Annotated in this window: 13 protein-coding genes; 8 read left to right on the forward strand and 5 right to left on the reverse strand. The window is 68.2% G+C overall.

Annotated elements, in window-relative coordinates; translation table 11 throughout:
* Positions 1–104 precede the first annotated feature (104 nt).
* Both D8670_RS15115 and D8670_RS15120 read left to right on the forward strand, forming a co-directional pair.
* Positions 105–3044 (forward strand): oligosaccharyl transferase, archaeosortase A system-associated, encoded by a 2940-nt coding sequence (locus tag D8670_RS15115; protein ID WP_121818957.1) that lies wholly within the window; start codon positions 105–107, stop codon positions 3042–3044.
* Positions 3044–4045: a DUF368 domain-containing protein gene (locus D8670_RS15120; RefSeq protein ID WP_121818958.1), complete on the forward strand. Its 1002-nt coding sequence runs from the start codon at positions 3044–3046 to the stop codon at positions 4043–4045. Before D8670_RS15115 ends, D8670_RS15120 begins: the two co-directional genes overlap by 1 nt.
* A gap of 47 nt (positions 4046–4092) precedes the next feature.
* Here the strand turns inward: D8670_RS15120 and D8670_RS15125 are convergent, their stop codons facing one another.
* The 4 genes from D8670_RS15125 to glpA are packed head-to-tail and all read right to left on the reverse strand — an operon-like array spanning position 4093 to position 9554.
* A complete protein-coding gene (locus tag D8670_RS15125; protein WP_121819295.1) occupies positions 4093–5232 on the reverse strand; it encodes a Cdc6/Cdc18 family protein in 1140 nt (379 codons plus the stop codon).
* A 14-nt stretch (positions 5233–5246) separates the two neighbouring features.
* The gene (locus D8670_RS15130) at positions 5247–6533 is read right to left on the reverse strand and encodes an anaerobic glycerol-3-phosphate dehydrogenase subunit C (protein WP_121818959.1); all 1287 of its coding nucleotides are present in this window, start codon (positions 6531–6533) and stop codon (positions 5247–5249) included.
* A complete protein-coding gene (glpB, locus tag D8670_RS15135; protein WP_121818960.1) occupies positions 6530–7834 on the reverse strand; it encodes a glycerol-3-phosphate dehydrogenase subunit GlpB in 1305 nt (434 codons plus the stop codon). The genes D8670_RS15130 and glpB overlap by 4 nt, the downstream gene beginning before the upstream one ends.
* Positions 7824–9554, reverse strand: a complete 1731-nt coding sequence (gene glpA, locus D8670_RS15140; protein ID WP_121818961.1) for an anaerobic glycerol-3-phosphate dehydrogenase subunit GlpA — start codon at positions 9552–9554, stop codon at positions 7824–7826. Before glpA ends, glpB begins: the two co-directional genes overlap by 11 nt.
* A 244-nt stretch (positions 9555–9798) precedes the next feature.
* On the opposite strand from glpA, the gene glpK reads away from it, so the two are divergent.
* The 3 genes from glpK (at position 9799) to D8670_RS15155 (ending at position 13191) form a co-directional block, all read left to right on the forward strand.
* Positions 9799–11340, forward strand: a complete 1542-nt coding sequence (gene glpK / locus D8670_RS15145; protein WP_121818962.1) for a glycerol kinase GlpK — start codon at positions 9799–9801, stop codon at positions 11338–11340.
* Between the two features lie 3 nt (positions 11341–11343).
* Positions 11344–12450, forward strand: coding sequence for a DUF7973 family transport facilitator (locus D8670_RS15150; RefSeq protein WP_121818963.1), 1107 nt, complete (start codon positions 11344–11346; stop codon positions 12448–12450).
* Positions 12451–12516: 66 nt separating this feature from the next.
* Positions 12517–13191 (forward strand): phosphoglycolate phosphatase, encoded by a 675-nt coding sequence (locus tag D8670_RS15155; RefSeq protein WP_121818964.1) that lies wholly within the window; start codon positions 12517–12519, stop codon positions 13189–13191.
* 24 nt (positions 13192–13215) lie between these two features.
* On the opposite strand, the gene D8670_RS15160 is transcribed toward D8670_RS15155, so the two are convergent.
* Positions 13216–13428 (reverse strand): VNG_1110C family protein, encoded by a 213-nt coding sequence (locus D8670_RS15160; RefSeq protein WP_121818965.1) that lies wholly within the window; start codon positions 13426–13428, stop codon positions 13216–13218.
* Positions 13429–13562: 134 nt separating this feature from the next.
* On the opposite strand from D8670_RS15160, the gene D8670_RS15165 reads away from it, so the two are divergent.
* The 3 genes from D8670_RS15165 to D8670_RS15175 all read left to right on the forward strand — a co-directional run bounded on the left by D8670_RS15165 (position 13563) and on the right by D8670_RS15175 (position 15958).
* Complete coding sequence (locus tag D8670_RS15165) at positions 13563–14672, forward strand: OBG GTPase family GTP-binding protein (RefSeq protein ID WP_121818966.1); 1110 nt, start codon at positions 13563–13565, stop codon at positions 14670–14672.
* The gene (locus D8670_RS15170; protein ID WP_121818967.1) at positions 14669–15118 is read left to right on the forward strand and encodes a TIGR04206 family protein; all 450 of its coding nucleotides are present in this window, start codon (positions 14669–14671) and stop codon (positions 15116–15118) included. Before D8670_RS15165 ends, D8670_RS15170 begins: the two co-directional genes overlap by 4 nt.
* 81 nt (positions 15119–15199) lie before the next feature.
* Positions 15200–15958: a VOC family protein gene (locus D8670_RS15175; RefSeq protein WP_121818968.1), complete on the forward strand. Its 759-nt coding sequence runs from the start codon at positions 15200–15202 to the stop codon at positions 15956–15958.
* Positions 15959–16123 lie beyond the last annotated feature (165 nt).

Raw genomic sequence — 16123 nt, forward strand, 5'->3', positions numbered from 1 at the left:
CCTCCGAGACGACCGCGTCCGACCCCGCTGCAGTACCAGATAAAGTACAGGAATTCTGGTCCGTATCACAAGGCCTATAGGCGCCTTAGCAGTTGCTCAAGCTAATGAGTAGCGAGACCGAAACCGTCGAGGACGAGTCCACGAGCGAGAGCTCGGTCCTCGACATCTGGGAGGACTGGTACCACGTGCCGGTGCTCTCCGTGCTTATCGCGTTCATGTTCTGGGTCCGCATCCAGGCGCGCGATAACTTCACGCGAACCGGCGAAGTCCTTTTCAGAGGTAACGACGCGTACTACCACCTCCGCGAGGTTCAGTACACGGTCGCGAACTGGCCCTGGACGATGAGCTTCGACCCGTGGACGTACTTCCCTTACGGGAACAGTTCCGGCGGTCAGTTCGGGTCGCTGTTCGACCAGATCGTGGCGACCGCCGCGCTGGTGGTCGGCCTCGGCGACCCCTCCGCCGAGACGGTCCGACTGACTCTCCTGTACGCGCCGGCGGTCTTCGGGACGCTGATGGCGATTCCGATCTACTATCTCGGCAAGCATTACGCCGGGCGCATCGGCGGCGTCTTCGGCGTGTTCGTGCTCGCACTGCTCCCGGGGACCGTCCTCTCCCGCTCGACCGTCGGGTTCGGCGACCACCACATCGCCGAGGCCTTCTTCGTCTCTATCGCCATTCTCGCGGTGGTCAAGGCGCTCCGCGTCGCCCAGCGCGAGAAGCCGGTGTACGAACTCGTCGAGGACCGCGACTGGGCGGCGCTCCGCGAGCCCGGTCTCTACAGCGTCCTGGCCGGCGTCGCCATCGCGCTGTACCTCTGGACCTGGCCGCCGGGGATCATCTTCGTAGGCATCCTCGGCGTCTTCTTCACCGTCGCGCTCACTCTCGACTACGTCCGCGGCCGGAGCCCGGACCACGCGGCGTTCGTCGGCGTCGTCAGCCTCCTGACGACCCTCCCGCTGCTGGTCTTCAAGACCGGCTCCCTCGGGTTCGAGACGACGACCATCTCGCTGATCCAGTACTTCATCGTGTTCGCGGTCGCCGCGGGCACGGCGTTCATGGCGTGGCTGGCCCGCGAGTGGGACGACCGAGAGATCGACCGCCTGCTCTACCCGGTCGCGATCGGCGGCATCCTGGTCGTCGGGACCGGCCTGTTCGCGGTGGTCCTCCCGGACGCCTTCTCGCTCATCCAGCGAAACGTCACTCGCGTCCTCGCGTTCGGCCAGAGCGACACCGCCCGAACCGTCGGCGAGGTCCAGTCCGTGCCGCTCGACAGCGTCGGTAACTTCATGACCGGCCAGTACGGCCTGACGTATCTCACCGCGGTGTTCGCGCTGTTCTGGCTGGCCTCACAGGTGGCCTTCTCCGGCCGCAGCTACCGGTCCGAGAACCTGTTCCTCGTCGTCCTCACCGTCTTCTTCACGCTGATGGCGCTGACCCAGCGGCGCTTCAACTACTACCTCGCCATCTCCGTCGTCGTGCTGAACGCGTGGCTGTTCGGGCAGGCGATCCGCCTCATCGACTTCCCGACGACCGTCGACCGCCTCTCGGACGTCGAGGGCTATCAGGTGCTGACGCTGTTCGCCATCCTGCTGCTGGTGACCGTCCCGCTGGCCCCGCCGCTGGCCCCGACGACGGCCGTCGCCGCCGGGAACAGCACCGGTCCCGGCGACTCTGTCTACTGGTCGCAGAGCGGTGACTGGATGCAGAACAACACGCCCGCGCCGGGGACCTACGCGAACCCGGACGGCGAACCGATGGAGTACAACGACGGCTTCGAGCAGACCGAGGATTACGACTATCCCGAGGGCGCCTACGGCGTCATGTCGTGGTGGGACTACGGGCACTGGATCACCGTCGAGGGCGAGCGTATCCCGAACGCTAACCCGTTCCAGCAGGGCCCGCGGCCCGCCTCCGAGTTCCTCCAGACGAACTCCGAACAGCGCGCCGAACTGGTCCTCGAAGCGCTCCCCTCGCTCGACGAGCGCGACGAGCACATCAGCAACCTCTCCAACGACGAGCTCCGGCAGATAATCGAGAATCAGAACGAGGTCGAACAGCGAGAGGACACCCGCTACGTGATGATCGACGACCAGATGGCGAGTGACAAGTTCGGACCGATCACCCGATGGGCCGGCCCGGACCGCTCCGAGTACTACAGCACACAGGAGCAGACCGTCACCTACCCCAACCAGGGCGTCCAACAGCAGGCCAACGTGCTCTCGATGAACGAGCGGTTCGAGAACACGATGCTCGCGCGACTGTACTACCACGACGCGCAGGGGCTCTCGCACTACCGCCTCGTCCACGAGACCCGCGACAACTCGGTCATCCTCAGCATCGCCCAGCGGGGCCAGTCGACGACGCAGGCGACGGGGATCATCAACCGGCGGTACACCACCCGCCTCGCGAACCTGCTCCAGCGCGCCGACCTGGGCTACTACGACGTCCGGCAGGAGTCGCGCGTCAAGACCTTCGAGCGCGTCGAGGGTGCCACCATCGAGGGGAGCGTCGACGCCGACAACGCGACCAACGTGACGGCGTTCGTCCACCTCAACGGCACTCACGACCAGCGCCAGTTCACCTACTACCAGACCGTTCAGACGGACGAGAACGGCGACTTCAACGTGACCGTGCCGTACGCCACGGAGGAGCAGCTCGGCCCCGACGACGGGTACACGAACTCCAGCGTCCGCGCGACGACTAACTACACCGTGTTCACCGGCAGCGTCGACCAGAACGTCCAGACGCTCAGCGCCCGGCAGGTCTTCCAGAACCTCGAACAGCCGGGCCAGACCGGCCGCGTCGACGTGCCCGAGTCCGCCATCCACGAGGGCGACACCGTCACGGTCGAGATGGAGTCGATCAGCGAGGACATGGTCCCGAACGCCTCCGAGAACGGCACTGACGGGAACGCGACCGACAGTAACACCACGGACGGCGACACCAGCGACGGTAACACCTCGGACGGCAACGACACCGACGGTAACGCCTCGGACGACGGGACGAACGCGGCGCTCGGCGCCCGGACGCTCATCGCCTGATGGTCCGGGGCCCCGAGGACTCCGAGCGGAGCGTTCGCGGCTCCGTCGACGCCGAGAGCACCGTCTCGGGTACCGTCGGCTCGCTCCGGGAGTGGGCGTCGATATACCTGAAGGGGTTCTTCATGGGGAGCGCCGACACCGTCCCCGGCGTCTCCGGCGGCACCATCGCCCTGATAACGGGGATCTACGAGCGCCTCATCGCGGCGCTGACGGCGATCGACCCGCGGATACTCCGCGACGTTGTCCGCCCCCACGACGCCGACGCGCGGGAGAGAGTCCGAGTCCAGCTCGTGCGGATGGACGTGGTCTTCCTGCTCACGCTCGGTCTCGGGATGATCACCGCGTTCGTCAGCCTCGCGCACGCGCTCGAGCGCGCCGTCCACCAGTATCCCGCACCGACGTACGCCTTCTTCTTCGGCCTCATCGGCGCGTCGGCGGTGGTCCTCTACGAGCAGGTCGACGTGAGCACGCCGCGGCGACTCGGCGTCGCCGTCTTCGGGGTCGCGTTCGCGGCCGCGGTGACGGGGCAGGCGTCGGCGGGCGTCTCCCACGCGCTCCCGATGATCCTCTTCTCGGGCGCGCTCGCCGTCTGCGCGATGATCCTGCCGGGCGTCTCCGGTTCCTTCCTGCTCATCCTGGTCGGCCAGTACGAGTACATGCTCGGCGCGCTCAACCGGTTCACCGGGTCCATCGTGGGCCTCGCAAGCGGCGGGACGCCGGCGGACGTGCTCGGGGCCGCCCCGCCCGTCGTCACGTTCGTGGTCGGCGCGCTCGCGGGGCTGCTCACGCTCGCGCACGTCGTCGACTGGGCGCTCGATAACCACCGGGCGGCGACGCTGACCTTCCTCGTGAGCCTGATGGTCGGCGGGCTTCGCCTGCCCGCCGAGCGGGTACTCGCCGCGGAGTCCGCGAGCGCGACGCTCGTCGCCGTCGGTCTCGTCGCCGGCGCGGCGCTGGTGTTCGCGGTCGATCACCTCACTGACGATCTGGAGTACGCGTAGAAACCGCCCGATCGCCTTTCTCGAACCGCGACCACACCGCACTCACCCTACCCGACGCGGCGGAAGACGAGCGTCGGGAACCGCGGTTCGACGCGGCTGGGTCGCCGGCCGCTCCCGTCGGCGTCGCCCGCACGGACGCGTTCGAGGATCCCGCTCTCTGCGAGTTCGTAGAGGAACCGCTCGACGGTGCCCTCGGTGAGTTCGGACCCGTCGGCGACCGCGGCGGCGGCCTCGCGGAGCGTCGGCGTGCCGTCGAGCCGCAGCAGTTCCGAGAGCACGCGCCGGCGGTTCTCGGGAAGTGTGAGCACGCGCCCGACGTGGACGCAGTTCTCGGGGACGGCGTCGATGCCGGCGTCCACGTCGCTCGCGCGGATACGCTCGGCGGCGTCGCCGTGGGCGACGGCGGCGGCGCCGAACGCGGCCGCCAGCGCGTCGTGGGCGTCGCCCTCGGCCCACTCCGCGATCCGCCGGGCCTGTCCGTGCCTGAGCGCGCCGCTGGTCAGCGCCTGCGAGGCGCGGGTCGTCAGGATATCGACGAGGGCGTGCTGTCGGTACTCGGGGACGTGGACGGTCTCGCCCGTCCAGTCCTCCGGGACGTCGCGGCCGATGGCGAGCAGGGCGACCGCGTCGTCGACGGGGGCGAGCCACTCCCGGACGTCGTTCACGGACACGTCCTCGGTCTCACCGACGTGGTCGACCGCGATGACGGCCCGCCGCGTCGGCGAGCGGAACTGCCCGCGCAGGCGCTCGCGGAGCGTATCGGTGCCGACGCCGCGTTCTGGCACCGACTCCTCGACGACGGCGTTGAGCAGCGTGTGGTAGAAGCGGAACTCGCTGGTCGCGCCGTAGGCGTCGACGCGGACGAACTGGACGGTCCGCTCCGCGCTCCCGGCGCGGGTTGTGGTCCCGATCTGCTCGCGCTGTCTGCCGACCTGGTCGTTCAGGCCGGCGAACAGCGCCGAGACCAGCCCGGACTTCCCGGACCCCTTCGGACCGTAGACCGCAACGTCGTCGGGGAGCCCCTGGTGGAACACGGGGTCGAGCACGTCGAGCAGGCGTTCGAGGACGGGCCCGCGGCCGACGGGTTCGGCCATGTGGACGGCGGGGTTCAACGGGCTCCAGTCGACGACGAGGCCGCCCTCTCGCGTCCTCGTCTGCCGCCTGGCGATGCGGTCTGTGAGGTCCATGGATCGCTCCGCGGTCACTCCTCGACGATGGCGGCGTCCAGCAGTTCGAGGGTGTGACGGACGTCGTACCCCGTCCCGTGTTCCATCTGCATCGCGCAGGTCGGACACTCCGTCAACCCCGTCTCGGCGTCGGCGGCTTCCATGTGCTCGAACATCTCCTCCCCGATCTTCATAGACGTGTCGTAATTCTCCTCTTTCCAGCCGTACGTGCCGCTGATGCCCGAGCAGGAGTCGCCGACGTCGGTCGCCTCGACGCCGTCGATCCGGTCCGCGACCTCGACCGCCTGCCCCTCCAGCCCCTGGTTGCGGGCGTGACAGGGGGCGTGGTAGGCGAGGTCGGGGAAGTCGGCGTCGGCGTCCTCCAGTGCGCCGTCCAGGTCCTCGTGGATGCGGAGGTACTCGACGGCCTCGTAGGTGTGCGCCGCCAGGTCCTCGATCCCGTGGATGTCGAACAGTTCGGGGTACTCCTGGCGCAGCGACATCGAGCAGGAGGTGCAGGAGGCGACCACGTCCGCGCCCTCGCCGATGGCCGCGACGAGCTCCTCGACGTTGGTCTCGGCGGCGCGGCGCGCGTCGTCGAGCATCCCGTTCGCGAACATCGGCGTCCCCGAGCAGCGCTGGGGCGGCACCATGACCTCGTAGCCGAAGTGTTCGAAGACGCGGACCATCGACTTGCCGACCTCCGGCGTGTTGTAGTTCGAGTAACAGCCGTGGAAGTAGGCGACGCGCTTGTCCGGGTTCGACACCTGCGCGCCGCCGCGGTCCTCCCACCACTCGCGGAACGTCTGGGTGGCGAACTCCGGCATCTCGCGCTCGCCGGAGATGCCCATCACCTTCTCGCCGAGCCACGTCGTGACGCCGAGCCCGGCGACGAAGTTCGCGACGCGGGGCATCTTGCTCGCGATGCTCGCGAAGAAACGGTAGTTCGAGAGGATCCGGTTGCGGACGTACTCCCGCGAGAGCTTGTCCATCTGTTCGTCGACGTACTCCCCGCGGGCCGTGTTGTGCATCTGGCTCAGGGGGACGTTCGACGGGCACGCGCCGTCACAGCGCATGCAGTTCGAGCACTTCATCACGGAGTCGTCGATGTCGCGGTCCTCCTTGCGCTTGAGCCGCCACTGCTCCGGGCCCTGAAACTTCGGCCCGGGGAAGTCGTCGTCGACCTCCGCGACGGGGCAGTTCGTATCGCAGGTCGAGCACTTGTAGCAGTCGTCGGAGCCGGGGCGGAGGTCCATCTCCGTCTCGTCGCCGAACACCTGTACCGGTTCGAACTCGTCGTCTGGAGATTCTGCGTCGCTCATTGTGTATCACCGTGGATCGTCGCTCCGTCCGTCGCGCCGGCGACGGCCGCGCCCGCCGCGTCCCCCGCGGCGTACCCGGTCGCGAGGGAGACGCCGCCGCCGGACTTCTCGGCCGCGAAGTCGTAGCCGCCGAGCGCGCTCCCGGCGCCCCGGAGGTTGTCGTAGTCGATGCTCCCGTCCGCAGTCAGGGGGTGCAGGTCGCGGTCGACGTCCACGCCGAAGCGGGCGAAGGCGTGGTCGTCGAACGCGTCGTCCTCGAACCAGTCGTACCGGTCCGCGGGCTGTGGCACGTAGCAGTCGAAGACGGCTTCGCGCACCCCGTCCCGGTCCGAGTCGATCCCTTTGCCGACGAGTCCGCCCGTCGCGAGGACGAACTGGTCGGCGTGGTAGGGGACCTTCCGGCGGCCCCGGTCGACGTACACGGCCTCCACCCGGTCGCCGTCCGTCTCCGCGCCGACCGCCGGGTTTCCGGACTCGACGCGGACGCCCGCCTCCTCCAGCGCTTTGTAGAGTCGGTCCTCAAGGCGGAGGCCGGGGAGGCTCGGCGGCCCCATCGGTACCTCGAACACGTCCGCGCCGAGTTCGGCTTCGAGGTCCGCACGGACCCCGGCGGGGTCGTCGTCGCCGAGGACGGCGGGGAAGCCGACGCGCTCCTCGTCGCCGAGGTACCGCTTCACTGTCTCCGCCAGCGCCGTCCGCGCGGGCGTTCCGTCGAGGTTCTCGTCCCGGTCGAGCGCGTGGGCGTACCGCGTCACCTTCGCGTCGGCGCGGAACTCGCCGGGGAACCGCACCGTGACGCCGCGGGCGTCGAACGGGACGCCCGCCGCGTCGAGGTGGCTCGCCGCCATCGGCGCGTCGAAGTCCGTCAGCGCCTCGAAGCCGACCAGCAGGGCGTCCCGTCCGTCGCTGGCGAGGCCGGCCGCGGCCGATGCCGGGTAGCGCGCCGTCGGCTTCACCGTCCCGCCGTGGGTCGGCACGAGGGCGTTCGTATCGGTGTGGCTCCCCCGATACATATCGCCGACCGTGTCGTCGAACAGCGAGAACCCCTCGCGGACGGCCGTCTTCCCGACGCGCTCGTAGGGATGGCCTTCGGGGAGGTCGTCTATCGCGTCGAACGGGTCGACGATCGGGCCGTCGCCGTCGGGCGCGTAGCCGAGCGCGTCGACGAGACCGCTCGCGGACCGGAGCGTGCTCTGCTTGTGAGAGATCAGTCGCACGTCCGCGCGGTCGCTCGCGGCGAGCGCGGCCGCGACACCCGCGACGCCGCCGCCGACCACGAGCACGTCGTCGCTAATCGCCATGGTCGCCCCCGTCGGTCGCCACGCCGCGCTCCCCCTCCCCGCCGGCCGTCGCGTCGGTTCCGTCGTCGAAGGCAGCGTAGTCGACGCCGCCGGTCGCCGCGGGGTCGGCGTCGCGGTTCATCGTCGTCGCGTGGAGCGCGTAGTTCAGCATCGCCTGCGAGAGCTGTTCGCCCCAGAGGGCGTGGCGCTCGCCCTTCCACCGCTCCTGGTACAGCTCGTCGAGCGCCTGGCGGGCCGTCGGCTCGTCGTACTCGGGGTGCAGTTCCGCCGCCATCCGGTGACAGCAGAAGCCGCCCTGGCAGTTGCCCATCGACGCGCGGGTGCGGATGCGGACGGCGTTCAGGTCGGTCCCGGACTGCTCGATGGCGTCCTGCACCTCGGCGCGCGTGACGGCCTCGCAGTCACAGACCACGGGGTTCGGGTCGACGCTGGAGAGCACCTCCTCGGCGCGGGAGCCGAGGCGGTTCGCGCTCCGGCGGGCGATCGGCGAGCGCAGGCCGAAGCGGTCCATCCCCTCGTCGAGCACCGACGCGTCCTCGCTCCCGGGGAGCGGCACGTCCGCGGTGCGACACTCCGCGGAGACCCCGAGCTGGTTGCAGACGTGGTCGCTGATCTCCTCGGCCATCATCCGGTAGGTGGTGAACTTCCCGCCGACGATGGAGGTCATCCCGTTCAGGTCGTCGCGGTCCTCGTGGTCGAGCAGGAAGTAGTCCCGCGTGATGTCCGTGGGGTCGTCGCTACCGACCTCCGGCGGCTCGTACAGCGGTCGGACGCCCCAGAACGACCGGATGGTGCGGGCCTCCTCCAAGATGGGGACGAGTTCTTTCAGCGTGTCTATCATCAGGTCGACCTCCCACTGCTCCTCGGGATAGTTCTCGGGGTCTTCCACCTCCTCGTCGGTCGTACCGAGGATCGCCGTCGTCTCGTGGGGGACGACGATGTCCGCGTCGCCTTTCGGCCGGCACCGGTTGACGACGGTGTCGACCTGCCGGCAGTTCATGATCGTCATCACGCCCTTCGACGGGCGTACCTCGATGTCGACGCCGGCCATGTCGCCGATCTGTCCCGCCCACGCGCCCGTCGCGTTGACGACGTACTCGGCGTGGATGTCCTCCGTCGACCCGACTTTCTGGTGTTCGCGCTTGCCCGGCCCGCTCTCGTGGCGCACCGTCACGCCGGTGACGCGGTCCTCGTCGCCGAGCAGGTCGACGACCTCGGCGTGCGTCTCGATCCGCGCGCCGTGGTTCTCGGCGCTGACCGCGTTGGCGACGCAGAGACGGAACGGGTCGATCGCCCCGTCGGGCACCCAGATGGCGCGTTTCACGTCCTTCGCCAGGTACGGTTCGACCTCGCGGGCCTCCTCGGCGGTGAGCTCCTCGGCCGGGATGCCACACTCCCGACAGCCCTCCAGTTTCTCCCGGAAGTACTCGTCCGAGTCCTCGGGCCGCTGGACGAAGAGGCCGCCCGTCTCCTCGACGCAGTGGCTCGCGATGTCCCGGAGGACGTAGTTCTCCTCAATGCACTCCTCCGCGCTGGCCTGGTCGGCGACCGCGTAGCGCCCGCCGCTGTGGAGCAGGCCGTGCATCCGCCCGGTCGTGCCGTGCGTGAGGTTCCCTTTCTCGACGAGGGTGACCTCGACCCCGCGCATCGCCAGGTCCCGAGCGATGCCGGTGCCGGTCGACCCCCCGCCGATCACCAGTACCTCAGTTGTGTGAGTCATCCGTTTTATCGAAGGTTGTGATGCTACCACTTTACTTTACCGCCCCTACTCGATAACTAGTAAATTATCCGATTTCATAACCTTCTGGGGCGAGGGAAAGGCCATATAACCCGCTGAAGACGCGTGTCAGGGAAAGTTTTATAATGAAAGTGCTTACTGTTTATTCGTAGAGCGGCACTGCACGTAAAGACAGTGCGGGGCCGTACGTCCGGCAGTGGCCGGCGCTAACCACTGGTGATAGCAAATGACGAACGACACATACGTAGGAGCGGTCGACCAGGGGACGACCGGGACCCGCTTTATGGTCTTCGACCACAGCGGGCAGGTCGTCGCGAACGCGTACGAGAAACACGAACAGATCTACCCGGAACCCGGCTGGGTCGAGCACGACCCGATGGAGATCTGGGAGAACACGAAGGAAGTCGTCACCCGCGCGCTCGAAGAGGCCGGCCTCGAGGCCGACCAACTGGAGGCACTCGGCATCACGAACCAGCGCGAGACGACGCTCCTGTGGGACGCGGAGACCGGCAAGCCGGTCCACAACGCCATCGTCTGGCAGGACCGGCGGACGACCGACCGCGTCGAGGAACTCGAAGATCAGGGGAAAGTCGAGGAGATCCGCGAGAAGACGGGGCTGGAGGCCGACGCGTACTTCTCGGCGACGAAGGCCGAGTGGCTGCTCGAGAACGCCGATCCGATCAAGATGGAGCGCAGCCGTCCCGAGGACATCGAGGACCGCGCCGAGCGCGGCGAGATCCTCTTCGGGACGATCGACACCTGGCTCATCTACAACCTGACGGGCAACCACGTGACGGAGGTGACCAACGCGTCGCGGACGATGCTGTACAACATCCGCGACCTGGAGTGGGACGACGACCTCCTCCGGGAGTTCGACGTCCCCCGCGAGATGCTACCGGAGGTGCGCCCGTCCAGCGACGACGACTACTACGGACACACCGACCCCGACGGCTTCCTCGAAGCCGAGATCCCGGTCGCGGGCGCGCTCGGCGACCAGCAGGCCGCGCTGTTCGGCCAGACCTGCTTCGACGAGGGCGACGCGAAGAACACCTACGGGACCGGCTCGTTCTTCCTGATGAACACCGGCAACGAGGCCGTCGAGAGCGACCACGGTCTCCTCACGACGATCGGCTTCCAGCGCTCCGGCGAACCCGTTCAGTACGCGCTGGAGGGGGCCATCTTCGTCACCGGCGCGGCGATCGAGTGGCTGGAGGACGTGGACCTCATCGACGACGCCGCCGAGACGGCGTCGCTCGCCCGCAGCGTCGACTCGACGGACGGCGTCTACATGGTGCCGGCGTTCACGGGCCTCGGCGCGCCCCACTGGGACCAGCGCGCCCGCGGCACCATCGTGGGGATGACCCGCGGCACGCGCAAGGAGCACATCGTCCGCGCGACGCTGGAGAGCATCGCCTACCAGACCCGCGACGTCGCCGAGGCGATGGAGGCGGACTCCGGCATCGAGATGGGTCAGCTGCGCGTCGACGGCGGCGCGGTCAAGAACAACTTCCTCTGCCAGCTGCAGGCCGACATCATCGACACCGGCATCGTCCGTCCCGAGGTCGACGAGACGACCGCGCTCGGCTCCGCGTACGCCGCGGGGCTGGCGACGGGCTACTGGGAGACGGTCGACGAACTCCGCGACAACTGGCAGATCGACCGGGAGTTCGAGCCGGAGATGGAGAACTCGAAGGCCGACAAGATGTACAGCCGCTGGGACGACGCGATCGAGCGCGCGAGCGACTGGGCGCGCGACGGGGGTGAGTGACCGATGGGTATCCAGGCGATCATCGACAGCGTCACGCTGTCGCTCATCATCGCCGCTTTCGCCGGCGGGGCGTTCGGCGCGGCGCTCGGGGCGCTGCCCGCGTTCTGTTTCACCGGCTTCATGGTGATCGCCGGCGAGGCGAGCAACCTCGTCACCGGCGAACTCGCCCAGACCGGCGCTATCGAGGAGGCGGTCGGCACCGGGATCACCGGTTCCGTGGCGTTCGGCCCGGTGTTCGGCCCGCACATCTCCTTCGCGGGCGGCGCGGCGGCCGCGGCTTACGCAGCGAAGAAAGGGTACATGGACACCGGCTTCGACTACCACGAGGCCAAGAACATCACCTTCGCGCTGGGGACGAAACCCGACGTGCTGATCGTCGGGGGGCTCTTCGGGATCCTCGGCATGGTGATTCGTCAAGTCTCGGCCGGATTCGCCATGCCCTGGGACCCGATCGCGATGGGCGTCGTGCTCTCGGCGCTGTTCCATCGCCTCATCCTGGGCTACAGCATTATCGGGGTGACGAAGAACGGGCTCCTCGACATGACGCCGTTCGAGCGCGAGGAGATGCGGACGGCCGCCGCCGGCGGCGGCGGCGCCGCCGACGGTCCCGAGAGCGCGGCGGACGGCGGCGCGGTGCAGTCGGACCGCCTGCTCGTCGAGCCGTGGCTCCCCCACCAGTACAAGTGGGGTAACGTCGCCATGATCGGGCTCGTGACCGGCATTCTGGGCGCGTACACCGCCCTGCAGACCGGGAGCGCGTTCCTGGCGTTCGGCATCAGCGCCGCGTCGCTCACGTTCCTCAACCTGGGCGTCGAGCAGATCCCCGTCACCCACCACATGACGCTCACGTCGAGTACGATCGCGCTCGCGGTCGTGGAGAGCGGCGACGCCGCACTCGCGGGGCTCTCGGACCCCGCTGCGGTGATCATCGGTGCGCTCATGGGCGTCGTCTGCGCGCTGTTCGGCGAACTGTTCCAGCGGGTGTTCTACGCCCACGGCGACACCCACTGGGACCCGCCCGCGGCGGCAATCGTCTTCGGGACGTTCATCATCGGGATCATGGCCATCGTCGGCCTGCTGCCCACGTCGGTGTGGGTGCCGCTCCCGTAACGCCGTCCGGTTTCGCCGCGACTCTCTTTTGACGAGGTTAAGTGCCTCCCCCCGCGAGAGGTGCGTATGGACGTACCCCCGCTCGCGCTGGACATCGACGGGACGCTGACCAGGCCGGACGGCGGCATCGACCCCCGGACGTTCGACGCGATCCGGGACTGGCCCGCGGACGTGGTCGTCGCCACTGGCAAGTCGTTCCCCTACCCGGTCGCGCTCTGTCAGTTCGTCGGCATCGAGGAGCGGGTGATCGCGGAGAACGGCGGCGTCGTCTGCACCCGCGACGAGGTGTCGGTCGAGGGCGACCGCGAGGCCGCGCGGGCGGTCGCCGAGGAGTTCGTCACGCTCGGCCACGACCTCGGCTGGGGCGACGCCGACCTGATCAACCGCTGGCGGGAGACCGAGATCGCGGTCCGGCGGACCGCTCCGCTGGAACCGCTCGAAGAGCTCGCCGCGGACCACGGGCTCACCGTCGTCGATACGGGCTACGCCTATCACGTGAAGTCGCCGGTCGTGAGCAAGGGGGCCGGACTGGAGGCCATCTGCGACCTCCTCGGCCACGACCCCGAGGACTTCGTCGCGGTCGGCGACAGCGAGAACGACGTCTCGACGTTCGCGACGGTCGGCCGGAGTTTCGCCGTCGCCAACGCCGACGATGCGGCGCGGACCGCGGCAGACGAGATAACCGACGGCGCACACGCTGCGGGGTTCCTCGAAGCGATAGAAGCGGTGCGCGGCGAGTGACCGGACGGAGTCGTCCGGCCGGCCTCAGGGCAAGCTGATACCGCGGCGCGAGAGGTGTTTGCTCGCCTCCTTAATCTCGACGGGACTGCCGATGATCCGGTAGCACTCGCCCTCCTCGTAGATCGTCAGCACGAACCGCTCGCGGAGCTCGGCCTTGATGTCCTCGGCCCGCCCGTCCAGGTCGTCTCGGGGGAGGACGATCTGCGTACTGTCACGCAACCTGGACGGATCGGGCATCCTCTAGTGGTTGCGAGCGTTGGCCGGCGTATTAACGTATCGAAGTTCCCTCTCGAACGGCGGTGCCGAAGCGGTTCCGCGGGGACCGGGGCGGAAGGAAGGGTTTTTCGGCGTCCGTGGCCGATTCACACCTAATGGGGCTCGAAGAGGAGATCGAGGAACTCGAGGAGGAAATCGCCAACACTCCCTACAACAAGTCCACCGAGGCCCACATCGGCCGGCTGAAGTCGAAGCTCGCGGAGAAGAAGGAGAAACTCCAGAACCAGTCCTCCGCCGGCGGCGGCACCGGCTACCACGTCGAGAAGCACGGCGACGCCACCGTCGCCCTCGTCGGGTTCCCGAGCGTCGGCAAGTCGACGCTTCTGAACGCCATGACCAACGCCGACAGCGAGGTCGGCTCCTACGAGTTCACCACCCTCGACGTCAACCCCGGCATGCTGGAGCACAACGGCGCGAACATCCAGATGCTCGACGTCCCCGGCCTGATCGAGGGCGCCGCGAGCGGCCGCGGCGGCGGACAGGAAGTGCTGTCGGTCGTTCGGGCCGCGGACCTCGTCGTCTTCGTCCTCTCCGCCTTCGAGATCGACCAGTACGAGCGCCTGCGCGAGGAGCTGTACAAGAACAAGATCCGCCTCGACCAGGAGCCCCCGCGCGTCTCGATCAACAAGAAGGGGAAGGGCGGCCTGAAGGTCAACGCCAGCGTCGACCTCGACGTCTCCGAGGACGTGATCAAGGAGGTCCTCCGCGAACAGGGCTACATCAACGCCGACGTGGCCATCGGCGAGCGGATGGACGTCGACCGGCTCATCGACGGCGTGATGGACAACCGGATCTACCTGCCCTCCGTCGTCACCGTCAACAAGGCGGACCTCATCGACCCCGACTACCTCCCGACGGTCAACGAGAACCTCCGCGAGCACGACATCGACCCGGACGAGGCCATCTTCATCAGCGCCGAGGAGCAGAAGGGCCTCGACGCGCTGGCCGAGCGCATCTGGGAGGAACTCGGCCTGATGCGCATCTACATGGACAAGCCCGGCCGCGGCGTCGACTACGAGGAGCCGCTCGTGCTCGAACAGGGGAGCACGATCGAGGACGCCTGCCACAAGCTCGGCGGCGAGTTCGAGGAGCGGTTCCGCTTCGCTCGCGTCAGCGGCCCGAGCGCGAAACACGACGAACAGCAGGTCGGACTGGACCACGAACTCGCCGACGAGGACGTGCTCCGCATCACGACCCGGAAATGACCGGCCGTGGCGACGGCCGCCGCCTCGCGTCGCTCTGTCTCCTCGCGTTCCTTCCGTGGACCGCGACGATATACCCCGGCGGCACCGGGCTCGTCTTCCCCTGGGGACTGCTCTCGACGTCGCCGACGTTCGGCCTCGTGCCGATAACCGAGTATTACTTTACGCACACGTACGCGCAGGGCCTCCCGCCGCACCTGCTCGCCTGGGGCGTGGGGACCCTCGTCTACGCGTTCGCCGTCGTGAGCGCCGCTATCGGGACGACGACGGGGCGGGAGGACCGGCGAGTCACGGCGGCGCTCCTGCTGGTCGCGGCCGTGGCGCACCTCCGGTTCACCGTCGGGACGGACCACGGCGGGATCACGTCGGTCCCCGTCGGTCCCGCGGCGCTTCTCCTCGTCGCCTGGTGGTTCCACGCCGGCGACCTCCGCCGGATCACTGCCCCTTGAGTCGGCGTGTCGCGCGCTGGCGAAGCGGAACAGCCCGCTCCTTCCAGTATTCTTTTCGCTCCGGCCGCGAAACGTTCGCCCATGAGCGCACCGCTCGACCACGTGATGATGCGCGTCGAGGACATGGAGGAATCGCTGGAGTGGTACCAGTCCCACTTCGACTACGAGGAGAAGGGCCGCTGGGAGGCCGACACCTTCACCAACGTCTTCCTCGGCCCCGAGGACAAACACGACGAGGGGGCGCTGCTCGAACTCACCTACAACCACGACGGTCGTTCCTACGACATGGGCGACGCGTGGGGCCACATCGCCGTCCGCGTCGAGGACGTGTACGAGGCGTACGACGAACTGATGGACCAGGGCGTCGAGGACTACCGCGACCCCGACTCCTGCGGCGGGCAGTACGCCTTCGTCACGGACCCGGACGGCCACGAGATCGAGATCGTCGAGCGCGACCACGGCGCGCGGTGGAGTCTCGACCACACGATGATCCGCGTCGAGGACGTGGAGCGTTCCATCGGCTGGTTCGCGCGCGTGCTCGACTACGAGATGTTCCGCCGGAGCGAGCACGACACCTTCGCGCTTTACTTCATGAAACCCCGCGACGCCGCCGACGAGCAGATGTCCGTCGAACTCACCTTCAACTACGACGGCAGCACGTACGAACTGGGCGACGCGTGGGGGCACGTCGCCGTCGAGGTCGACGACCTGCAGGGCTTCTGGGACACTGCGATGGAGCGCGGCGCGGAGGACTACCGCGACCCCGAGTCGTGCGACAACATGTACGCCTTCACGGAAGATCCCGACGGGCACGAGGTCGAGATAGTTACCGAAGACTGATTCCGTCGGCCGTCCCCGCGAGGGGAAATTCGCCACCCGGGACGGTGAAACGCGTCATGTGAGTACGGCCGACAGAACGAACCTCTGACGCCGCGTCAGACACCCGTCGGATTCTTTGAACGAATTCTCGCTGTTTCGTTTATATACTCTCCTCCGTCCGGCCCC

This window comes from Halostella limicola, from assembly GCF_003675875.1.
GTDB classification, from domain to species: domain Archaea; phylum Halobacteriota; class Halobacteria; order Halobacteriales; family Natronoarchaeaceae; genus Halostella; species Halostella limicola.